General features: G+C 74.9%; 19 protein-coding genes and 2 pseudogenes. 13 read left to right on the plus strand and 8 right to left on the minus strand.

The annotated features are described in order from the left end of the window. The 5 genes from AB5970_RS18115 to rsmD form a co-directional block, all read left to right on the plus strand. The coding region (locus tag AB5970_RS18115) for a hypothetical protein (protein WP_370505347.1) at positions 1–231 on the plus strand (231 nt) is incomplete at its 5' end. A gap of 47 nt (positions 232–278) precedes the next feature. Next, positions 279–2,525, plus strand: coding sequence for an ATP-dependent DNA helicase RecG (locus tag AB5970_RS18120; protein ID WP_370505348.1), 2,247 nt, complete (start codon positions 279–281; stop codon positions 2,523–2,525). A 44-nt stretch (positions 2,526–2,569) separates the two neighbouring features. Further along, a complete protein-coding gene (locus AB5970_RS18125; protein ID WP_370505349.1) occupies positions 2,570–3,259 on the plus strand; it encodes an ABC transporter ATP-binding protein in 690 nt (229 codons plus the stop codon). Next, entirely contained in the window at positions 3,256–4,881 is a 1,626-nt protein-coding gene (locus AB5970_RS18130; protein WP_370505350.1) for a DUF6297 family protein, read from the plus strand. Before AB5970_RS18125 ends, AB5970_RS18130 begins: the two co-directional genes overlap by 4 nt. Further along, positions 4,878–5,438: a 16S rRNA (guanine(966)-N(2))-methyltransferase RsmD gene (gene rsmD, locus AB5970_RS18135; protein ID WP_370505351.1), complete on the plus strand. Its 561-nt coding sequence runs from the start codon at positions 4,878–4,880 to the stop codon at positions 5,436–5,438. Before AB5970_RS18130 ends, rsmD begins: the two co-directional genes overlap by 4 nt. On the opposite strand, the gene AB5970_RS18140 is transcribed toward rsmD, so the two are convergent. Beyond that, entirely contained in the window at positions 5,404–6,012 is a 609-nt protein-coding gene (locus AB5970_RS18140; RefSeq protein WP_370505352.1) for a GNAT family N-acetyltransferase, read from the minus strand. The genes rsmD and AB5970_RS18140 overlap by 35 nt on opposite strands. A 64-nt stretch (positions 6,013–6,076) precedes the next feature. On the opposite strand from AB5970_RS18140, the gene coaD reads away from it, so the two are divergent. The 6 genes from coaD (at position 6,077) to mutM (ending at position 9,614) form a co-directional block, all read left to right on the plus strand. Further along, positions 6,077–6,565, plus strand: a complete 489-nt coding sequence (gene coaD, locus AB5970_RS18145; protein ID WP_370505353.1) for a pantetheine-phosphate adenylyltransferase — start codon at positions 6,077–6,079, stop codon at positions 6,563–6,565. Then, positions 6,562–7,053, plus strand: a complete 492-nt coding sequence (locus AB5970_RS18150; RefSeq protein ID WP_370505354.1) for a hypothetical protein — start codon at positions 6,562–6,564, stop codon at positions 7,051–7,053. The genes coaD and AB5970_RS18150 overlap by 4 nt, the downstream gene beginning before the upstream one ends. Positions 7,054–7,150: 97 nt before the next feature. Continuing rightward, complete coding sequence (locus AB5970_RS18155; protein WP_370505355.1) at positions 7,151–7,765, plus strand: YceD family protein; 615 nt, start codon at positions 7,151–7,153, stop codon at positions 7,763–7,765. Between the two features lie 2 nt (positions 7,766–7,767). Next, positions 7,768–7,965 carry a 50S ribosomal protein L32 gene (gene rpmF, locus AB5970_RS18160; RefSeq protein WP_370505356.1) on the plus strand — a complete coding sequence of 66 codons (198 nt, stop codon included), beginning with the start codon at positions 7,768–7,770 and terminating at the stop codon, positions 7,963–7,965. 46 nt (positions 7,966–8,011) lie between these two features. After that, positions 8,012–8,710: a ribonuclease III gene (rnc, locus tag AB5970_RS18165; RefSeq protein ID WP_370505357.1), complete on the plus strand. Its 699-nt coding sequence runs from the start codon at positions 8,012–8,014 to the stop codon at positions 8,708–8,710. Between the two features lies 1 nt (position 8,711). After that, a complete protein-coding gene (mutM, locus tag AB5970_RS18170; protein ID WP_370505358.1) occupies positions 8,712–9,614 on the plus strand; it encodes a bifunctional DNA-formamidopyrimidine glycosylase/DNA-(apurinic or apyrimidinic site) lyase in 903 nt (300 codons plus the stop codon). On the opposite strand, the gene AB5970_RS18175 is transcribed toward mutM, so the two are convergent. Beyond that, positions 9,611–10,528, minus strand: a complete 918-nt coding sequence (locus AB5970_RS18175; protein ID WP_370505364.1) for an NAD(P)-dependent oxidoreductase — start codon at positions 10,526–10,528, stop codon at positions 9,611–9,613. The genes mutM and AB5970_RS18175 overlap by 4 nt on opposite strands. A gap of 83 nt (positions 10,529–10,611) precedes the next feature. On the opposite strand from AB5970_RS18175, the gene AB5970_RS18180 reads away from it, so the two are divergent. Continuing rightward, the gene (locus AB5970_RS18180; RefSeq protein ID WP_370505365.1) at positions 10,612–11,238 is read left to right on the plus strand and encodes a response regulator; all 627 of its coding nucleotides are present in this window, start codon (positions 10,612–10,614) and stop codon (positions 11,236–11,238) included. A 4-nt stretch (positions 11,239–11,242) separates the two neighbouring features. Here the strand turns inward: AB5970_RS18180 and AB5970_RS18185 are convergent. The 6 genes and pseudogenes from AB5970_RS18185 to AB5970_RS18210 form a co-directional block, all read right to left on the minus strand. Continuing rightward, positions 11,243–13,255, minus strand: a pseudogene (locus AB5970_RS18185) (MFS transporter); the annotation flags it as partial. A 54-nt stretch (positions 13,256–13,309) separates the two neighbouring features. Beyond that, positions 13,310–15,016 (minus strand): sensor histidine kinase, encoded by a 1,707-nt coding sequence (locus AB5970_RS18190; RefSeq protein ID WP_370505359.1) that lies wholly within the window; start codon positions 15,014–15,016, stop codon positions 13,310–13,312. Then, positions 15,006–16,742 carry a thiol reductant ABC exporter subunit CydC gene (gene cydC, locus AB5970_RS18195; protein ID WP_370505360.1) on the minus strand — a complete coding sequence of 579 codons (1,737 nt, stop codon included), beginning with the start codon at positions 16,740–16,742 and terminating at the stop codon, positions 15,006–15,008. The genes AB5970_RS18190 and cydC overlap by 11 nt, the downstream gene beginning before the upstream one ends. Then, positions 16,739–18,364, minus strand: a complete 1,626-nt coding sequence (gene cydD, locus AB5970_RS18200) for a thiol reductant ABC exporter subunit CydD (protein WP_370505361.1) — start codon at positions 18,362–18,364, stop codon at positions 16,739–16,741. The genes cydC and cydD overlap by 4 nt, the downstream gene beginning before the upstream one ends. Continuing rightward, positions 18,361–19,428: a cytochrome d ubiquinol oxidase subunit II gene (gene cydB / locus AB5970_RS18205; protein WP_370505362.1), complete on the minus strand. Its 1,068-nt coding sequence runs from the start codon at positions 19,426–19,428 to the stop codon at positions 18,361–18,363. Before cydB ends, cydD begins: the two co-directional genes overlap by 4 nt. Positions 19,429–19,443: 15 nt before the next feature. Beyond that, a complete protein-coding gene (locus AB5970_RS18210) occupies positions 19,444–20,943 on the minus strand; it encodes a cytochrome ubiquinol oxidase subunit I (RefSeq protein WP_370505363.1) in 1,500 nt (499 codons plus the stop codon). A 471-nt stretch (positions 20,944–21,414) separates the two neighbouring features. Between AB5970_RS18210 and AB5970_RS18215 the strand changes: the two are divergent. Next, positions 21,415–21,706: pseudogene (locus AB5970_RS18215) on the plus strand (hypothetical protein); the annotation flags it as partial.

Genomic DNA, 21,706 nt, shown 5'->3' on the forward strand with positions numbered 1-21,706 from the left:
CTCGAGGTGGGGACGGCGTCCGTGCGTGACGCGTGCGACGCCGCCGACGCGCTGCTGGCGACCCCGCGGACGCAGCCCGCCGAGAGCCTCACCGTGCTGCTGCGCGACGCGGAGCCAGACGGCCTCGTCGACGGGCTGATGGACCACCTGGCGACGCGCCACCCCGGGGTCGAGGCGACGGTCGTGGGACCCACCGGCCACGGACCGGCCCTCGTGATCGGGCTGGACTGACCGTGGCGACGCGCGGACCGGACGAGAGGCTGGTGTACCCGGACAGCGTGCCGACGCACGTCGACCCGCTCGACCGGCGGGTGGGGGCCAAGGGCGCCGAGCAGAAGAAGTTCGCGGCCCTGGGCATCGAGACCGTCGCGGACCTGCTGGCGCACTACCCGTGGCGCTACGCGGACTCCCGCGAGGTCACCGACATCGCGAGCCTCGCCGTCGGGGCCAACGTCTCGCTCGTCGCGCGCGTGCGCAGCGCGGAGATCCGGCTCGCGATGAAGACGGGCAAGCCGCGGGTCGAGGCCAAGATCACCGACGGCACCCGCACGCTCGACCTGGTGATCTTCATGCCGCACCGCGGAGCGGCGGAGTTCCACCTGAAGCGGCTGCTGCCGGGCAGCCTCGGGCTGTTCTCGGGGCAGATCAACATCTTCAACGGGCGGCTGCAGCTGGCCAACCCCGGCTACGCCATCTTCGGGCTGGACGTCGACGAGGAGGTGGCGCTCGAGGAGGCCGAGTGGCCCATCCCCATCTACCCGGCGACGGCCGGCCTGGAGTCCGAGAAGATCCGCAGGGCCGTGCGCGCGGCGCTCGACCCGCTGACCGAGCAGGACGTCCCGGACCCGGTGCCCGACCTCGTGCGGGCCGAGCGGCACCTCGCGTCGCGGTGGTCGGCGCTGCGCGGGGTCCACGTGCCGCAGACCGAGGACGACTGGCGCAAGGGCCAGGCGCGGCTGCGGTACGAGGAGGCGTTCGTCCTGCAGGCCGAGCTGGCCCGCCGGCGGGCGCACGCGCAGCGCGAGGAGTCGACGGCCCGGCCGGCCCGGGCCGGCGGCCTGCTCGACGCGTTCGACGCGCGCCTGCCGTTCACGCTGACCGAGGGTCAGGTGGCGGCGGGGGAGCAGATCGCCGACGACCTCGCGCGGGCGCACCCGATGCAGCGCCTGCTGCAGGGCGAGGTGGGGTCGGGCAAGACGGTCGTGGCGCTGCGCGCGATGCTCCAGGTGGTGGATGCGGGCGGCCAGGCGGCGCTGCTGGCCCCGACGTCGGTGCTCGCGGCCCAGCACGTCCGCACGCTGCGCGCGCTGCTGGGCGACCTGGCGGAGGGCGGGCTGCTCGGCGGGTCCGAGATCGGCACGCGCGTCGCGCTGCTCACCGGCGCCCAGTCGGCGGCGGAGCGGCGCGCCAACCTGCTCGAGGCGGCGAGCGGGCAGGCCGGGATCGTCGTCGGCACGCACGCGCTGCTCTCGGACCCGGTGCAGTTCGCGGACCTCGGGCTCGTGGTCATCGACGAGCAGCACAAGTTCGGCGTCGAGCAGCGGGGGCGGCTGCAGGCCAAGGCCGCGAACGCGCCGCACCTGCTGGTCACCACGGCGACCCCGATCCCGCGGACCGTGGCGATGACGGTGTTCGGCGAGCTCGAGATCTCCGAGCTGCGGCACGTGCCCGCCGGGCGCAGCGGCATCACCACCCACGTGGTCGCGGCCGACAACAGGGTCTGGATGGACCGCACCTGGGCGCGGGTGCGCGAGGAGGTCGAGAAGGGCGGCCGGGCGTTCGTGGTCTGCGCGCGCATCGACGAGGACGCCGAGGGGACGCGGGACGCCGACGACGGGGTCGACCTGGTGGCCGACGAGCCCACGACCGTCAGCGAGGCACAGGCGGCCGCCCAGCGGGCCCCCAAGAAGCCCCTGCGGGCGGTGCTGGAGGTCGCCGAGACCCTCCGGCAGGACCCGAGGCTCGGGGGCGTGGCGGTCGGGCTGCTGCACGGGCGGATGTCGAGCGAGGAGAAGGACCGGGCGATCGCCGACTTCGCGTCGGGGGTCACGCCCGTCCTCGTCTCGACGACCGTGATCGAGGTCGGCGTCGACGTGCCGGCGGCCACCGTGATGGTGATCCTCGACGCCCAGGTCTTCGGGCTCTCGCAGCTGCACCAGCTGCGCGGACGCGTGGGCCGTGGCAGCGCGCCGGGGCTGTGCCTCCTCGTCGCGGACGCGCCCGAGGGCACGGTCGCGGCGCAGCGGCTCGGCGCGCTCGCGGCCACCACGGACGGCTTCGAGCTCGCCCGGGTCGACCTGGAGCTGCGCCGGGAGGGCGACGTGCTCGGCTCGGCGCAGTCGGGGCGGCGCGGCACGCTGCGGTTCCTGCGGATCGTCAGCGACGGCGCGGTCATCGACCGGGCCCGGGACGACGCGCGCGCCCTGGTGGAGGCCGACCCCGAGCTGACCGCGTGGCCGGCCCTGCGGGCGGCGATCGCGACGCAGCTGGCGGACGGCCGCGAGGAGTTCCTCGGGCAGAGCTGAGGTCCTGTCCGCGGGACCCGCCCGCCGCAGATACCCTGGCGCTCGTGTCGAAGCCCGTCATCACCGCCAAGGACCTGCTCGTCGGCTACGGCGGGGCGCCCGTGTGCGCGCCGGTGTCGTTCACGCTGGCGCCCGGCAGGGTGGTCGCGCTCGTCGGCGCCAACGGGTCGGGCAAGTCGACCGTGCTCCGCGCCGTCATCGGTCTGCTGGAGCCGTCGGGCGGCACCCTGCAGGTCTTCGGTGCCCCCGTCGACGAGCGAGCCGTCGCCTTCCGCACGAAGGTGGCCAGCGTCCTGGACGACGACGCCTACTTCCCCGCCCTCACGGTCTCGGAGCACCTGTACCTGACGGCACGCGGGCACGGCGTCCACGGTGCCCAGGAGGTGGTGGCGGGGCTGCTCGAGGAGTTCGGGCTCACCGACCACGCACGCTCGCTGCCCGTCGCACTCTCGTCCGGTCAGCGCCGCCGCCTGCTGCTCGCCGCCGGCTTCGTCCGTCCCCGGTCCCTGCTCGTGCTCGACGAGCCCGAGCAGCGCCTCGACCGGGCCATGCGCGACCGGCTGGCGGACCGGATCGTCGCCGAGAAGAAGGCGGGCGGCGCGGTGCTGCTGGCCACCCACGACCCCGACCTGCTGCGGGCCGTCGCGGACCGCGCCGTGCACGTGGCGGACAACGTCACCCGGGTGCTGCCGCCGGACCAGGCCGCCGAGCTGATCTCGCGGGAGAACCCGTGACCGACCTGTCGGCCGGCGACGTGCACGACGACGAGCCGGCGGTCCAGCCGTTCGAGGTCGGCGAGGTCCCCTCGGCCAAGAGCATCCGGCGCTTCACGGCCCAGGCCGCGAACGCGCGCGGCGGCGCGAGCATCGGCTCCCTGCTGTCCAGCGTCTACTACGCGGTCATCAGCATCGCGATCAGCATCGGCGTCGCGCTGGGCGCCGCCCAGGCCATGCGGGTCGCCCTGCCGCCCGCGCCGGACGTCCGGTCGCCGATCTCGCTGAGCCTGGCCACCCTCGTGGTGGTCATCCTCGTCGCCCTGGCGGGCGTGCTGCTGTCGCTCGCCGGCCGGCTGGGCCCGGTCGGCGCCGGCGGGGCCGAGGCCGCCTGGTGGCTCGGTCTGCCCGTGGACCGGCGCGGCCTGCTGCGCCCCGCGGCCCGCCGGCTCCCGCTGCTCGCCGGCTTCGTCGGCGCGGTGATCGTCGCGCTGCTCGACGCCGGCCTCCTGGCCGACCCCGGCACGCACGTGGTCCGGGTGGCCGGCACCGCCGCGGTCGTGGCCGTCGGCATCGTGCTGCTCGCGGCCGTCGGGCAGTCGGCGAGCGTCTCGCGGCGCGCGATCGCGCTGGTGGGGGACGTGCTGCTCTTCCTGGCCCCGGTCGCGGCCGTGGTGCTCGCGCTCGTCGGGTGGTCGGTGGACGAGGTCCCCGGGCCGCCGTGGTGGCTGCTCGCCGCGCTCGCGGTGGTCGTGGTCGGCCTCGCGTTCCTCGTCGACAGCCGGCTGGGCCGGATGCCCGAGCGGACGCTGCGCGAGAGCGGCTCGGTGGCCACGCAGGCCGTCGGCGCGGTCGTGTCGATGGACTCGCGCGAGCTCGGCCGCGCCCTGACCGACGGCGCCGCGCCCCCCGTGCGGCGCTGGCTGTCTCCGCTGAGCACCGCCCGGGGACCGGCCTCCGCGCTGGTCACGGCCGACCTGGTCGTCCTGCGGCGGTCCGCCCGGCACGTCGTGCAGCTGGGGGTCGCGGCCCTGGTGCCGGTCCTGGTGAGCACCGTCCCGCAGCTGGCCAGCCCGTTCGGCGTGCTGCTGGGCCTGCTGGTGGCGGGGTACGTCGCGATGAGCGCGACCGGCGAGGGTGCCCGGCGCGCCGAGATGGCCCCGATCCTCGACCGGCTGCTGCCGATCGAGGCCAAGACGGTCCGTCGCCTGCGCATGGTGGTACCCGCCGCCGCCATGGCCCTCTGGTCGATCGTCGCGTTCGCCGCGGTCGGCCGCTGGGCGTCGGACGTGCCGGGCTGGATCGCGCTCGGGCTGGCGTCGACCCCCGTGTGGGCCGCCGCCGCCGTCCGCGCCTCCTACCGGCCCGCGCCCGACTGGGGCGGCGCGCTGGTCTCGACCCCGATGGGCGCGCTGCCCACCGGCGTGGCGACCGTGCTGGCGCGCGGCCCGGACCTCGTCGTGCTCGGTCTGCTGCCGGTGTGGATCGCGGTGCTGCTGAGGACGGTCAACCCGATCCTGCTGTACGTGCAGATCATCCTGTCCGTCATCGCCGTCGCCGTCGCCTCCTCGATCCGCACCGGGTCGTTCATGGAGCGCATGCTCGAGGCGCAGGAGCAGGATCGGGCCGGAGCGCGCAAGTGACGCGCATCGTCGCCGGCACCGTCGGCGGCCGGGTTCTCGCGGTGCCCAGGGCCGGGACGCGGCCGACGAGCGAGCGCGTCCGCGAGGCCCTGTTCTCGCGGCTCGAGCACCTCGACGTCGTGGACGGCATGCGCGTTCTCGACCTGTACGCGGGGTCGGGCGCGCTCGGGATCGAGGCGGCCAGCCGCGGGGCGCAGCAGGTGACCCTGGTGGACTCCGCGCGGGACGCGGTCGACGCGTGCCGCCGCAACGTCGCGGCCCTCGGCCTGGCGGACCGGGTGCAGGTCGTCGCCGAGAAGGCCGAGCGGTTCGCGCAGCGCGCCCCGCTCGCGCCGTGGGACCTCGTCCTGGTCGACCCGCCGTACGACCTGACCGAGCCCGACCTCGCCGACGTGCTCACGGGCGTCGCGTCGTCGCTGTCCGCCCACGCGGTGGTCGTCGTCGAGCGGTCCTCGCGCACGCCCGAGCCCACGTGGCCGGACGCCCTGGAGCGCTTCGACCGCCGGGCCTACGGCGACACGGTCATGTGGTTCGCGGAGCTCGCCGGAGCACGGTGAGCAGCGGGCCGTCGGCGCCCAGCCGCACGGCGCCGGAGCGCCCGTACCCGAGCCGCTCGTAGAACGGCAGGTTCCGCGCGTCGGTGGTCGCCAGGTACGTCCCCACGTCGCGCGCCGCGGCGATCCCGGCCTCGACCAGCCGCTGCCCGATCCCGTGCCCCTGGTGCTCGGGGGCGACGGCGAGGAAGTTGAGGTACGGCGCGGGGTCGGGCGGGGCCAGCAGCGCGGCCGAGCCGAGCGCGGCGAGGACCTCGTCGGCCCGCGCCCTGCCCACCAGCGCCGCGAGCGCCCCGCGGGGCGTCGGCAGGGACTCGGGCGCGGGACCGGCTCCCGGCAGCCGCCAGGCCGCGGCGCCGACCACCGCGCCGCGGAGGCGGGCGACGTGCACGAGTCCCACGGCGAGGTAGCGGTCGACGGACGGCCCGAGCCACGCGGCGCAGGCGTCCTCGCGGGTCTGCTCGTCGGGGAGCACCCAGGCCATCAGCGGGTTGGTCCGGTACGCGCGGGCCAGGACGGTGCGGATCGCGGGGGACTCCGCGGCGGTGGCGTGGTCCAGGACGGCGTCGGAGGCCATGGCCGAGGATAGGGCTGCCGCGCGTTCCGCTGGTCGGACCGGGCGGCTGGCCTACCCTGACGGGGTGACCACTGCCGTCTGCCCCGGGTCGTTCGACCCCCTCACGCTCGGCCACCTGGACGTGATCCGGCGCGCGCGGTCGATGTTCGACGAGGTCGTCGTCGGCATCGCGCGGAACTCCACCAAGGCCTCCCTGCTGCCCATCGGCGAGCGCGTCGACCTGGCGCGCGCGGCGGTCGCGGACCTCGACGGGGTCCGGGTCGAGCCCGTCGACGGCCTGCTGGCCGAGTTCGTGCGGGACGTCGGGGCCGTCGCGGTGGTCAAGGGCCTGCGGGGCGGCGCCGACTTCGACGCCGAGCTGCCGATGGCCCTGATGAACCGCCACCTGTCCGGCGTGGAGACGGTGTTCGTCGTGGGCGACCAGAGGCTCGCCCACATCGCGTCGTCGCTGGTGAAGGACGTGGCCCGCTACGGCGGGCCGATCGACGACCTCGTGCCGGCCGGCGTCGCGGACGCGGTGCGGGCGGCACTCCGAGGAAGGGACGCAGGATGACCGACGAGGACCCGACCACCCGGCCCGAGGGGCTCACGGGCGTGCTGGACGCCATCGCGACGGCGGTGGTCAACGCGCGGGCCATGCCGATGTCGTCGTCGGTGCTGGTGAACCGCGCCGAGCTGCTCGACCTGGTCGACCAGGCCCGCGACGTGCTGCCCAGCCAGCTCTCGCGCGCCGACGAGGTGCTGGCCGACGCCGACGCGGCGCGCGCGGTGGCCCAGGCGGACGCGGACGCGGTGCTGGCCGACGCGCGGGCGCAGGCGGCAGCCCTGGTGGAGCAGGAGGCCGTGGTGGTGGCGGCGCACGAGCGGGCCGCGCAGATCGTCGCGGACGCCGAGGAGACCGCCGAGCGGCTGCAGCGGGACGCCGACGACTACTGCGACCGGCGGCTGGCCGACTTCGAGATCGACCTGGGCAAGGTGCTGAGCCAGGTGCAGGCCGGTCGCGCGAAGCTGGCGGGCCGGCTGGGCGTCGAAGACGCATAGGGCTCTGCGTGGACGAGAGCTGAGACCTGCGCCACTCGCGGAGGATTTGGGCGGCCCCTGACCTGTGCCGTAGAGTTGTCCGTTGGTTCTGCCGCTCATGGCACGGGCCGAGATCAACGAGGGGACCCTGGCCGTGCAGCGCCCTGTTCACCTCGATCCCCGTTCGCCGTTCGTGCTCGATTCGCACGAGCTCGGTCGACGTCCGGGATCGACGAGGACCGTGCAGCGCACCGTGGGCGCCCCGGAGGATCTCGGTACGGACGTGATCGGCATCCCCACCGGGACCGATGTCGAGCTGGATCTGCGGCTCGAAGCGGTCATGGAGGGGGTCCTGGTCTCCGGATCCGTCCGCGGCCGGGCGATCGGGGAGTGCGTGCGCTGCCTGGGTGAGGTCGTCGAGGATGTCGACGTCTCCCTCATGGAGCTGTACGTCTACCCTGAGCGCGCGGCGGTCGCGGCCGAGGACGGCGACGACGAGGAGGACGTGCGCGAGCTGGAGGGCGACCTGGTCGACCTCGAGCCCGCGCTGCGGGACACGGTCGTGCCGGCTCTGCCGTTCCAGCCGCTGTGCCGTCCCGACTGCCCCGGTCTGTGCTCCGAGTGTGGCGCACGGCTGGCGGACGACCCTGACCACTCGCATGAGACGCTAGATCCTCGCTGGTCCGCCCTGGGCGACCTGCTGGGCTCGAACGACGAGACGAAAGAGAGCTAGCCGTGGCTGTTCCGAAGCGCAAGATGTCGCGCAGCAACACCCGTGCGCGTCGGTCGCAGTGGAAGACCACTGCCACGACGCTCCACACCTGCCCGCAGTGCAAGTCCAACAAGATGCCGCACACGGCCTGCCCGACGTGCGGCACCTACAAGGACCGCGCCTACGCCGAGGCCGTGCGGACCGAGTTCGAGGCTCGCTGAGCCCCCTGCACGCCCGCCGCAGCGCATTGATGACCGGAGGACCGGCGTGAGTGCCGCGGCAGAACTTCTCGAGAAGCTCGGGGTCCACCTGGACCCCGAGCTTCTCGTGCTTGCCCTGACCCACCGCTCGTTCGCGCACGAGGCCGGCGGCATCCCCACCAACGAGCGGCTCGAGTTCCTCGGGGACACGGTGCTCGGGCTGGTGGTCACCGAGTCGCTGTACCGGGCGCACCCCGACCTGCCGGAGGGCTCGCTCGCGAAGATGCGGGCGGCGACCGTCTCGCAGCGCGCGCTCGCCGTCGTCGCGCGCGACCTCGACCTGGGCAGCTACGTGCTGCTGGGCAAGGGCGAGCTGAGCACGGGGGGCCGGGACAAGGACTCGATCCTGTCCGACACCCTCGAGGCGGTGTTCGGCGCCGTGTACCTGTCCCACGGCCTGGAGTCCGCGCGCGGGCTCGTCGAGCGCCTGGTCGGCCCCTCCCTCGAGGCGGCCGCGGACCTCGGCGCCGGCCTGGACTGGAAGACCTCGCTGCAGGAGCTCTCCGCGGCGCTGGGCCTCGGGGCCCCGGTCTACGAGGTCACGGGCGAGGGCCCGGACCACTCCCGCACGTTCACCGCCCGCGCGCTGGTCGCCGGGGTGCCGCGCGGGGTCGGCGTGGGCTCGGCCAAGAAGCTGGCCGAGCAGGACGCCGCCGCCGACGCCTACCGCGTGCTGGCGACGCTGCAGCAGGACGCCACCGGCTGACGTGCCCGAGCTTCCCGAGGTCGAGACCGTCCGGGACGGGCTGGCCAGGCACGTCCTGGGCCGCACGGTCACGGGGGTCGAGGTGCGGCGCGACTACAGCGTCCGGCGGCACACGGGCGGCCCGCTCGACTTCGCCGGCCGCCTGGGCGGTCGGCGCCTGGACGCGGCCGTGCGTCGCGGCAAGTTCCTCTGGCTGCTGCTCGACGACGGCGACGACGCCCTCATGGCCCATCTGGGCATGAGCGGTCAGCTCCTGGTGCGCGGGGCCGGCGAGCCGCGCGTGGAGCACCCCCACCTGCGGGTCCGGCTCGCGCTGGACGACGGCGCGAGCCTCGACTTCGTCGACCAGCGCACGTTCGGGCACCTGAGCGTTCCGGACCTGGTGCCGACGCCCGACGGGCTGCCGGGCGGTCTGGGCTCCCCGAGCCCGGTGGTCCCCGAGCCCGTCGCGCACATCGCCCGCGACCTGCTCGACCCCGCGCTCGACCACGCCGCGCTGGTGGCCGCCGTCCGGCGCCGCAGGACCGGGCTCAAGCGCGCGCTGCTCGACCAGACGCTGGTGTCGGGCATCGGCAACATCTACGCCGACGAGGGCCTCTGGCGCGCGCAGCTGCACTACGCACGGCCGACCGAGACCCTGCGGCGCGCCGAGGTCGAGCGGGCGCTCGCCGGCGCGGGCGAGGTGATGACCGAGGCGCTGGCGCAGGGCGGGACCAGCTTCGACGCCCTCTACGTCAACGTGAACGGCGCGTCCGGCTACTTCGACCGGTCGCTCGCGGTGTACGGGCAGGAGGGGCGGCCGTGCCCCCGGTGCGGCACGCCGATCCGGCGCGACGAGTTCATGAACCGGTCGTCGTACTCGTGCCCGCACTGCCAGCCGCGCCCGCGCCGCGGTCGGTTCTAGCGGGCCACCACGTTCCGCAGCTCGCCGCCGGCCCGGAACGCCGCGAGGTTCGCGGCGACCAGGTCGCCCGCGCCGATCGGCCGCCCGCCGGCCGCGTGCGGGCTGAGGAGGATGCGGGGCTCGCCCCACAGGGGTGAGTCGGGCGGCAGCGGCTCGGTCTCGAAGACGTCCAGCGCCGCGCCCGCCAGCCGGCCGGACCGGATCGCCTCGATCAGCGCCGCCTCGTCGAGCGTGGCGCCCCGGCCGACGTTGACCACCCACGCGTGCGCGGGCAGCAGCGACAGGACGCCGGCGTCGACCGCGTGCCGGGTCTGCGGGGTCGCGGGCAGCAGCGACACGAGGACGTCGGTGTGCGGCAGGTGGTCGGGCAGGTCGAAGGCCGAGATCACGGGGTAGCCGTGCCGGTCGCCCGCGGTCGTGGCCACGCCGGTGACCTGGGCGCCCAGCGCGCTGAGCAGGGGCGCCAGGCGCGCGGCGATCGAGCCGAACCCCCAGACCAGGACGCGGGAGCGGTCGAGCGAGCGGAAGGCCTGCCCGGTCCGGGTGTCCTGCATCCCGCCCAGGTCGCCCGCCCACCGGTGCTCGTCCTGCGCGCGCACAAGGTCGGGCACGCGGCGCGCGGCGGCCAGGAGCAGGGCGAGCGTGTGCTCGGCGACGGGCCCGTCGTGCAGCCCCCGGCCCGAGGTGATCACGACGTCGTCGGCGAACCCCGCCGCCAGGACGGCGTCCGGGCCGGCGGCCAAGGTCTGCACCCAGCGCAGTCCGGTCAGGCGCCGGGCGGCGTCGGCGAGCTGCTCGTCGCCGTTGCCCCACACCACGAGGGCGTCGGCGTCGAGGGCGTCCTGCGGCACGGGCTCGCGCACGTCGTAGGGCACCACCCGGACGTCCGGGGGAATGGTCGGCGCGTCGGTCATCGTCGTTGGCAGCAGCAGGGTGGTCACATCGTTACGATGCCATCGTGCCTGCCACCAGCGCCTCCGGACGCCCCATCACCGTGATGATCGTCGACGACCACGAGGTCGTGCGACGCGGGATCGCCGAGGTGGTGGACCGCGCCGACGGGATGTCGGTCGTCGCCGAGGCGGGGTCGGTCGCCGACGGCGTGCGCCGGGCCGCGCTCGTGCGCCCCCAGGTGCTCCTGGTCGACCTGCAGCTGCCGGACGGCACGGGCATCGAGCTGCTCCGCACGGTGCGCGAGTCGCTGCCGGACGCCCGCGCGATCGTGCTCACGTCGTTCGACGACGACGACGCGCTGGCGGCCGCGCTGGAGGCCGGTGCCGCCGCCTACCTGCTCAAGTCGGTGCGCGGCGCCGAGATCACCGACGTGATCCGCGCCGTCGCCGCGGGGCGCGTGCTGCTGGACGAGCGCACCGTGACGCGCCGCAAGGCGGGGCACGACGACCCGACCGAGAACCTCACGCCGAGCGAGCTCAAGGTGATCGAGCTCATCGGGGAGGGGCTGTCCAACCGCGAGATCGCCGAGCGGCTCGGGGTGGTCGAGAAGACCGTGAAGAACCACATCACGTCGCTGCTGGCCAAGATGGGGCTGCAGCGCCGCACGCAGGTTGCCGCGTGGGTGGCCTCGCGCAAGCACGCCGGCTGGCGGGCCGAACCGGGTCGCTGACCCGTCAGGCGCGCAGCCCTGCCGGTGACGGGTCGTCGCGCCAGAGGCGGGCGGTCATCTGCTCGACCAGCTGGTCCAGCTCGGGCTCGTCGCCGCCGCTCCACTGGTCGACCACGCGACGCAGCTCGGCGCGCTCGTGCTCGCGGATCTCGTCGGCGACCGCGTGCCCCGCGTCCGTCGGTGTGACGGTGCCGTCGGTGATCTCGACCAGGCCCCGGGCCCGCAGCGCGTCCGCGGTGGCGACGACCCGGTCCCGCTCGACCCCGGAGTGGTCCACCATCGCGTCGAGGGTCCGCGAGCCCTCCGCGGTGACGCGCGCGAGCATCCAGCACTGCCCCGGGGTGAGGTCGACGTCGAGGTCGCGGGTGAGGATCGCGTACGCCCGCAGCGGGTCCTGGTGGCCCACCTCCCGCCACAGCAGCAGGCGCAGCTCCTCGAAGGACGTCCGGCTGGCCGGGAGCGCGAACACCTCGCCCTGCTCGGGGCGGCTCGCGCCCGTGCGCAGGGCGACCTCCGGGATGAGCCAGGCCAGCGCGAACGCCAGCGCCCCGATGGGCACGGCGTACAGGAAGATCGTGTGGATCGCGTCGGAGTAGGCGTCGAGGAACCAGTCCTGCACGTCGGCCCCGCAGCCGGCCAGGGCGGCCGAGGTCGCGCTGAGGGCCTGCGCCGAGCAGGGGCCGACGGCGCCCGCCGGGGGAGCGGCGGCGAGGTTCCGCTCGAGGTGCGAGGTGAACAGGGTGCCGAGCACGGCCACGCCGACGCAGCTGCCGATGGTGCGGAAGAACGTCGCGCCGCTGGTGCCGGTGCCCAGGTCGCGGTACTCCACGGCGTTCTGCACGGCGAGCACGAGCACCTGCATGACCATGCCGAGGCCGGCGCCGAGGACGAACATCGACAGCCCCGACTGCAGCGAGGTCGTCTCGCGGCCCATGAGCGACAGCAGGTACAGGCCGACGGTGAACACGGCGGACCCGACGATCGGGAACACCTTGTACCGGCCGGTCCGGCTGATGATCTGCCCGCTGGCGATCGACGTGAGCAAGAGGCCGGCCATCATCGGGATCATCTGCAGGCCGGAGCCGGTCGGGGTCGCGCCCTGCACCTGCTGCAGGTAGAGCGGCAGGTAGGTGATCGAGCCGAACATCGCGAAGCCGACGACGAAGCCGACCACGGCGGTCGTCGAGAAGACCCTGTTGCGGAACAGCCGCAGCGGCATCACGGGCTCGGGCACGCGGGCCTCGACGAACCCGAACGCGACGACGGCGACCACGGCGAGCACCGACAGCCCGACCACCTGGACCGAGCCCCAGTCCCAGCTGGTCCCGTCGAGCGAGGTGACCAGGACGATGCAGGTCGCGGCGGTGGCGAGCAGGGTGATGCCCCAGACGTCGATCTTCGGAGACGTCCGCGCCTTCGTGACCGGCAGCACCGCGGCGACGACGACGAGCGCGACGATGCCGATGGGGATGTTCACGTAGAAGACCCAGCGCCACGTCAGGTGGTCCACGAAGAAGCCGCCCAGCAGCGGCCCCGCCACGCTGGACAGCCCGAACACTGCGCCGAACGCGCCCTGGTAGCGGCCGCGGTCCCGCGGCGGCACGACGTCCGCGATGATCGCCTGCGCCAGCACCATGAGCCCGCCGCCGCCGACGCCCTGCACGGCGCGCCAGGCGATGAGCTGGAGCATCGTCTGCGAGGTCCCGGCGAGCGCGGACCCGACGAGGAAGATGACGATGCACGTGAGGAAGAGGATCTTGCGGCCGTAGAGGTCGCCCAGCTTGCCCCACAGCGGCGTGGTGACCGTGGACGCGAGCATGTACGCCGTGACCACCCAGGACAGGTGCTCGGCGCCGCCGAGGTCCCGCACGATCGTGGGCAGCGCCGTCGCCACGATGGTCTGGTCGAGGGCCGCCAGCAGCATCGCGAGCATGAGGCCGCCGAAGACGGCCCAGATCGCCCGCTGCGACAGCTGGCTCGGTGGTGAGTCGACCTGCGGTGCCATGAGCGCCCCCCCTCGGCCTCGATCGCATCGTCGACCCGTTGCCCAGGGCTCGCAAGCGGCCGGCCCTCAGCCGAGCGGCGCCTGCCAGGTGAGCAGGGTGCCGCGACCGTCAGGCGGGACGCCCAGGCTGAAGGCCCCGCGGTGCTGGCGGGCGCGCGAGGCGAGGTTGCCGGTGCCGGAGCTGCGGTCGCGGCGGGCCGGCAGGCCGGCGCCGTCGTCCTGCACCTCGACCAGCACCGTGCCCAGCGGCCCGGTGCCGCGGACCGAGACCCGCACGGTCACCGAGGACGCGTGCGCGTGCCGGGCGGCGTTGGCCAGGCCCTCGCGCACGACGGCCACGACGTCGGACGTCAGCGCCGGGCCCACCCGCTCGTCCAGCTGGTCCTCCTCGACCCCGCCGTCCACCAGCGAGGCGCCGTCCAGCGTGACGACGACCGACGGCGCGAACCCCAGCCCGGTGCGCGCGAGCGACGCCTCCCGACGCAGGCGCTCGACCAGCCCCGACGCGGCGTCGGGGTCCCGCAGCTCGTGCACGATCTGGCGGATCTGGCGCACGGAGCCGTCGACGTTGTCCAGCGCCTCGTCCACGATGCCGGCCAGCTCGGTGGGGTCGACGCCGCGCGCCGCCCGCCGCCGGACGGTCTCGAGCTGCATGCCGGTGGCGAACAGCTGCTGGATCGCCAGGTCGTGCAGGTCGCGCGCGATCCGCTCCCGCTCGTCGAGCAGCGCGGCCACGTCCTGCGCGTGCCGGGCGCCGGCGAGCACGTAGGCGAGCGCGGCCTGCGCCGCGAACGACTCGGCCGTCCCCAGGTCGCTGTCCTCGAACGGCGTGCCCCCGATCCGGCGCAGCAGGATGAGCACGCCCATGTCGCGGCCGGCGGACTGCAGCGGCGCGTACATCGCGGGCCCGAACGCGCGCATGACGGGCACGGCGACGGTGCGGGCGCCCGACAGGGACGGCGTGGTCAGGCCCTTGCCCTCGGTCATCACCGTCCAGGCCCGGCCACCCCGCGGCATCGTCGCGCCGAGGATGCGGTCGCTCAGGTGCCCCACGGCGAGCTCGATGAGCAGGTCGCCGCCGATCCCCGGCAGCGCGAGCGCCGCGGTGTCGGCGCCGGCGACCTCGAGGGCGGTCGACGCGATGTGCTCGAGGGCCTCCTCCTCGTCGATCCCCTCCAGCAGCATGGTCGTGATGTCCTGCCCGGCGCGCAGCCAGTGCTCGCGGCGCTCCGCCTCGGCGTACAGCTGCGCGTTGGCGACGGCGACGCCCGCGGCCGCGGCCAGCGCGACCACGACGTCCTCGTCCGCCTGGGTGAAGCCGCCGGCCTTCTCGGACAGGTACAGCTGGCCGAACACCCGCGAGCCGACGCGCACCGACGTGCCCAGGAACGAGCCCATGGGCGGGTGCTCGCGCGGGAAGCCGCGGAAGGCCGGGTGCTCGCGCAGGTCGGTCAGCCGGAGCACGCCCGTCTCCGGGATGGCGCCGAGCACGCCCTGCGCGTGCGGCGCGGTCCGCAGCGCCCCGGCGACGGCGGTGGGCACGCCCGTGAAGACGAACGTGGTGGAGGTGCCGTGCGGGTCGAGGACGTTGATCGCGCCGTACCGGGCACTCGTGAGCTCGGCGCTGACCTGCACGAACCGCTCCAGGACCGCGGAGAGCTCGAGCTCGCTGGCGACCGCGAGGATGGCGCCCAGCAGGTCGGTCAGCCCGTCGCCGGTGAGGGGCAGCGCCGAGTCGGGAGCCGCCGTGAGCGAGCCCGCGTCATCCCGCACGTCCGGCCTCCTGACCCTCGGCCGCGCGCTCGCGGTCCACCGACTCACGGTAGCCGGGGGCGGTCGCGACGAGCTCGTCGTGCGTGCCGCGCGCGCGGACCCGGCCGTCGGCGAGCCAGAGGACCTCGTCCGCGGCGGCCAGCGGTGCGAGCCGGTGGGTCACCACGACCACGCCCCGCGGGTCGCGCAGCAGGTCCGTGACCAGCGCGTCCGCGCGCTCGGGGTCGAGGTGCTCGGCCGGCTCGTCCACCAGCAGCAGCGCGGCGGGCGACAGGAGGACCCGGGCCACGAGCAGGCGCCGGCGCTCACCGCCGGAGACCGTCCGCGCGTCCGGACCGAGCATCGTGTCCAGGCCGTCCGGCAGGCCCCCGAGCCAGTCGCCGAGCCCGACCCGCTCGAGCACCGCGGTCGCCTCGTCCGCCGTGACGTCGCCGCGTGCCACCCGCAGGTTCTCCAGGACCGTGGTGCCGAACACGTGGGCGTCCTCGGTGCCGACGACCACCGCGCCGACCACGGCGTCCCGGTCGAGGTGGTCCACGTCGTGGCCGCCCAGCGTGAGCGCGCCGCCGCGGCGGGGGAGCAGCCCTGCCAGCGTGAGCAGCGTGGTCGTCTTTCCGGTCCCCGACGGGCCCACGATCGCGACGGATCGGCCCGGCCGCAGGTCGAGGTCGAGCCCGTCGACGACGGTCGGCGACCCGGGCCAGCCCGCCGCGAGCCCGGTCGCGACGAGCGGCGGGCGCCCGGGGGCCGCGTCCGTCGCCACGGGGTCCGTCGGGGCGTCCAGCAGCTCGAGGATCCGGACGGCCGCCGCCCGCGAGCGCTGCACCTGGATCGCGGCGGCGGGCAGCAGCGCGGTCGCCTCGAACGCCGCGAGCGGCGTGAGCACGACGACTGCGAGCTCGACCGGGGTGAGCAGGCCGGCGCCGACGGCGGGGATGCCGGTGAGCAGCGCGGCCAGCACGGCGAGGCCGACGGCGAGCTGGCCCAGGCCGGCGGCGAGTGCGGCGGGTGCCGCGCCGGAGTCGGTCGCGGCCGCCAGGCGCCGGTCCGACGCCCGCAGCTCGGCCAGCTCGTCGGCCACCCGCCCGCCGACGAGCAGCGGTCCGGCGTCGTCCAGCAGGCCCAGCGCCGTGGCCGTCATGTCCGACCTGCTCTGCAGCGCGCGCTGCTCGGTGGCCCGCGCCGCTCGGGCGGCGACCGCGGGGGCGGCGACGCCGGCCAGCAGCAGGCAGGCGGCGAGCGCCAGCCCGGCGGCCGGCAGGAAGGCGCACATCGCGACCACGGTGCCCAGGCCGAGCGCCGCCGCGACGCCCGCCGGCAGCAGGCCGCGGACCACGACGTCGCCCACGGTGTCGACGTCGGCGCCGACCCGCGCGAGCAGGTCGCCGCGGCGCAGCCGCAGCAGCGTGTCGGGCCGGGCGACCGCGAGCCGCTCGTAGAGCGTCGTGCGCAGCTGCGTCATGCCCCGCAGCGCGACGTCGTGCGAGACCAGCCGCTCGAGGTAGCGCAGGACCCCGCGGCCGATGCCGAACGCGCGCACGGCGACCGTGGCCACCGACAGCTGCAGGACCGGCGGCATCTGGGACGCGCGGGCGATGAGCCAGGCCGACACCGCGGCCAGCGCCACGCCGCAGCCGAGCGCGAGCGTGCCCAGCACCAGGGCGAGCGCGAGGCGTCGGGGGTCGATGTCGAGCAGGCGGACCGCCCGGCGCAGCGGCCCGTTCACGCCGGCACCCCGGCGGCCGCGCGGACCAGGACGACCTCGTCGGCGGCGGCGACGAGCGAGGGCCGGTGCGCGACCAGCAGCACCGTGCGCCCGGCCGACCGCAGGGCCCGGACGGTGTCGAGGACCACCTGCTCGCCGGCGGCGTCCAGGTGCGCGGTCGGCTCGTCGAGGACCACCAGCGGCGTGGCCGCCAGGAGCGTCCGGGTCAGCGCGACGCGCTGCCGCTGGCCCAGCGAGAGCCCCTCGCCGCCGCGGCCGAGCGGCGTCGACCAGCCGTCGGGCAGCGCGGCGACCACCTGGTCGAGCCCGGTCAGCGCGGCGGCCGCCGCCCGTCGGGCCGGGTCGCCGCCGACGACGTCCGCGACCGTCCCGGGCTCCAGCACGGGTCGCTGCGGCAGCCACGACACCTGCGCCCACAGGGAGGCGGGGTCGAGGTCGGCGAGGTCGACCCCGGCGACGGTCGCGCGGCCGGTGTCCGGGCGCAGCAGCCCGAGCACCACCTCGAGCGCCGTGGTCTTGCCGACGCCGCTCGGTCCGGTGAGGGCGACGACGGTGCCGGGTCGGACCACCAGGTCCAGCTCGTGCGGGGTCCCGCCGACCCCGACGCCCTCCAGGCGCAGGGTCGCCGTGCGCAGGTCCGGCGCGCTGCGCGTCCCGGTCGCGGGGACAGGGGTCGCGAGCACCTCGAAGGTCCGGCCGGCCGCGGCCACGCCGTCGGCCGCGGCGTGGAACTGCGCGCCCACCTGCCGCAGCGGCAGGAACACCTCGGGCGCGAGCACCAGGACCGCGATGCCGGTGACCAGGTCGAGGTCGCCGTCGACCAGCCGGAGGCCGATGCCCACGGCGACCAGCGCGACCGACAGCGTGGTGAGCAGCTCGAGCACCATGCCGGACAGGAACGCGATGCGCAGCGTCCACATGGTGGCCACGCGGTGGGCGTCGCCGAGCGCACGCACGCGGGCGCCGGGGCCCTTCTCGCGGCCGTGCGCGCGCAGGGTGGGCAGGCCGGCCAGCAGGTCGAGCACCTGCGCGCCGAGCCGCTGCATGGTGGCCAGGCCCTGCTCGGAGCGCCCCTGCGTGAGCCGCCCGACCAGCACCATGAAGATCGGCACCAGCGGCAGCACGGTGACGAGGATCGCCGCGGAGACCCAGTCGAGGCCCAGCACCACCAGCAGCACGCCCGGCGTCACGGTCGCGGCGAGCACCAGCTGGGGCAGGTACCGCACGAAGTAGGGCTCGAGGGCGTCGAGGCCCCGGGTCGCGAGCATGACCACGGACGGGCCCTCGCCGGTGGCCAGCCAGCGGGGGCCGAGGGCGACGGCGTGCGCCACCACCTGCTCGCGCAGCTCGCCGACCGCCCGCACGGCCGCCCGGTGCGCGAACCGCTCCTGCACCGCGGTGACCAGCGCCCGGGCCACGACGACGGCCGCCAGCCAGGCGATCGTCGGTCTCAGCACGTCGAGCCCGACCCCGTCGGTCACCGCGTCGCCGAGCGCGTGCGCGAGCAGCAGCGCCTGCACGACCACCAGCGCCGCGGTGAGCAAGCCGAGCGCGGCCGTGAGCAGCACGTACCCGCGGGCGGCTCGCGCGTGCCGCAGGAGTCGCGGGTCGAGCGGTCTCACTGGTCGGCGGACGACGGCTTGTTCAGGGCGGGCACCTTGTCGAACGTCAGGCCCGTGTGGGCGGGGATCTGCTGCGCCGAGATCCGCCGGCGGAAGACCCAGTACGTCCACCCCTGGTACAGCAGCACGAGCGGCGTGAGCACCACGGCCACCCACGTCATCACGGTGAGCGTGTAGCTGGTCGACGAGGCGTTGGTGACCGTGAGCGAGTTCGCCGGGTCGAAGGCGGGCATGACGTCCGGGTACATCGACCCGAAGATGAGCACCACCGCGGCGACGATCGCGACGGCGGACGCGAGGAACGCCCGGCCCTCCTGGCGGCGCTGCGCGGAGACGACGAGCACGACCAGCGCGCCGGCCGCGACGACGACCGCGGCCCACGTCCACGGGACCGAGTAGGCCAGCTGCGCCCACACGGCCCACGCGCCCGCCACGACCAGCGTGACGATCGACGAGCGGGCGGCGAACGCGCCGGCCCGGGCCCGGACGTCGCCGTCCGACTTGAGCGCGAGGAACACGGCGCCGTGGGTGAGGAAGATCAGCGCGGTCGTCGCGCCGCCCAGCAGGGCGAACGGGTTGAGCAGGGCCCAGAAGCCGCCGACGTACTGGTGCTCGGCGTCGAGCTCCACGCCGCGCACCAGGTTGGCGAACGCGACGCCCCACAGCACGGCCGGCACCCAAGACCCGACGATGAGGCAGCGGTCCGCCAGCCGGCGCCAGCGGTCGTCGTCGATCTTGCCGCGCCACTCGAACGCCACCACGCGCACGATGAGCGCGAGCAGGATCAGCAGCAGGGCCAGGTAGAACCCGGAGAACATCGTGGCGTACCACTCGGGGAACGCCGCGAACGTCGCACCGCCGGCGGTGAGCAGCCACACCTCGTTGCCGTCCCACACCGGGCCGATCGTGTTGATCATCACGCGGCGGTCCCGGTCCTTGGCCGCGCGGTCGCCGCGGGACAGCAGCCCGAGCAGCATCCCGACGCCGAAGTCGAACCCCTCGAGCACGAGGTAGCCGGTCCACAGGACCGCGATGAGGACGAACCAGACGGTCGTGAGCTCCATGGTCGTCGGCTCCGCTCAGTACGCGAACGACAGCGGACGGTCCGCGGCGTCCGGGTCGTTGTCGGGGTTGTCCGGGCTGGGGTCGTGCTCGCTGTCCGCGACGCCCTCGATGGTGTACCGGTGCATGAGCCGGTACCAGAACACGGCGAGGACCCCGTAGAGCAGCGTGAACGCGATGAGGCTGGTGAGGATCGTCCCAGTGCTGGTCACGGTGGACACGCCGCGCGCGGTCAGCAGCCAGACCCCGTCGACCCCGCCGGGGTTGGGGTTCGGCGCGACCACCCACGGCTGGCGGCCCATCTCGGTGAAGATCCAGCCGAACGACGACGCGAGGAACGGGGTGACCAGGGCGACGATCCCGAGCCGCCCGAACCACACGTTGCCGTTGACCCGGCCCTTGCGCGTCACCCAGAGGGCGACGAGCGCGAGCGCGGCGGACCCGAGCGCGAACCCGATCATCAGGCGGAAGCCCCAGTAGGTGACCGCGAGGTTCGGGATGTAGCTGATCGGGTCGCCGTTCGCGTCGGTGTAGCCGTACTTCTCCTCGTACTTCGCCTGCAGGTCGTCGGTGCCCTGCAGCGTCGAGGTGAAGTCGCCCGTCGCCAAGAACGACAGGGCACCGGGGATCGCGAGCAGGTGCGTGACCTTGTCGCAGTCGGCGCCGGTGCCCAGCGGGCCGATCGCGAGGATGGAGAACGGCACGCTCGACGTGGTCTCGCACAGCGCCTCGGCTGCGGCCATCTTGGTCGGCTGCTGCTGGAACATGAGCTTGGCCTGCTGGTCGCCGCTGAGCGCCACGCCGACGCCCGAGACGAGCATGACGATCACGCCGAGGACGATCGCGGGCCGGTAGACGTCGCGGGCCTTGTCCGCCTGGCCCGCGCGCACGAGGCGCACCATCCACCAGGCGGCGATGCCGGCGACGAACGTGCCGGCGGTGAGGAACGCGGCCGCGATCGTGTGCGGGAACGCCGCGAGCAGCGTGTTGTTCGACAGGACGGCGCCGATGTCGGTCATCTCGGCGCGACCGCGCTCGGCGTTGAACGTGGCCCCGACCGGGTGCTGCATCCAGGAGTTCGCGGCGAGGATGAAGAACGCCGACAGGTTGGTGGCGAGCGCGACGGCCCAGATGCACGCCAGGTGGATCTTCTTCGGCAGCTTGTCCCAGCCGAAGATCCACAGGCCCAGGAACGTCGACTCGACGAAGAACGCGGCGAGCGCCTCCATGGCCAGCGGGGCGCCGAACACGTCGCCGACGAACCGCGAGTACTCGCTCCACGCCATGCCGAACTGGAACTCCTGCACGATCCCGGTGGCCACACCGATCGCGAAGTTGATCAGCAGGAGCTTGCCGAAGAACTTGGTGAGCCGCAGCCAGCGCTCGTTGCCGGTCCGCACCCAGATCGTCTGCATGATCGCGACCAGCGGCGCCAGGCCGATGGTCAGGGGCACGAAGATGAAGTGATAGACGGTGGTGATGCCGAACTGCCACCGTGCGACGTCGAGCGTGTCCACGAGCCCCTCCGGGGTTGATCAGGTACCTCGGGCCGGGTCCACCCCGCTGCCGGTCCGGCCGACGGACCGGCCCTGACCTGCGGACCTGGGAAAACGCTAGGACCAGGTCCAGTCTGCCCCTGGGACCAAGGTCCCGGTAGCCCGCCGGCGAGCCGTGGCGCGCCGGAGCCCGTGCGGCACGCCATGCGAGAGCCCCTGTGCGATACTGGCCGCGGCTCCTGGGGCGACCCACACCGTCCGAGGACCCTTGAGCTCGCAGCACCAGCATGTCGTGCGCGCCAGCCGCCGCTCTGCCGCCCGCTGGTCCCCGATCGGGACCGCCGGCTCCGGCGTCGCAGGCGATGGCGCCGACCGGGTGCAGCAGCCACGACCGCCGACTTTCCGTCGCCGCGCAGCACGCGTGCGACGACCGACCGACCGAGTGCCGCCGCGAGTGTGGGCGGCGATGCTCGGTATCCAGGAGCACTTCGCGTGACCGACGAGAACACCCCCACCGCAGACACGACGACGTTCGCCGGGGGTGAGGCACCGCCCGCACCTCCGCGCCGCCGCCGCGCCACCCGCGTGACCGCAGCCCCCAGCAGCGACGCCCCGGCGGAGGCCGTGGTGACGCTGCCGGCCGTGACCGAGCAGCCCGTCGCCGCCGCTCCCGTCGCGGACGCCGCACCCGTCGAGCCGCCGGCCGCGGCCCCCGTGAAGAAGTCGCGCCGCGTGACCCGGACCGTCGTGCCGGTGTCCGCCGACTCGGCGCCCGCCCCGGTCG

Source organism: Cellulomonas sp. ICMP 17802, assembly GCF_041295535.1.
In the GTDB taxonomy this organism is placed as follows: Bacteria; Actinomycetota; Actinomycetes; order Actinomycetales; family Cellulomonadaceae; genus Cellulomonas.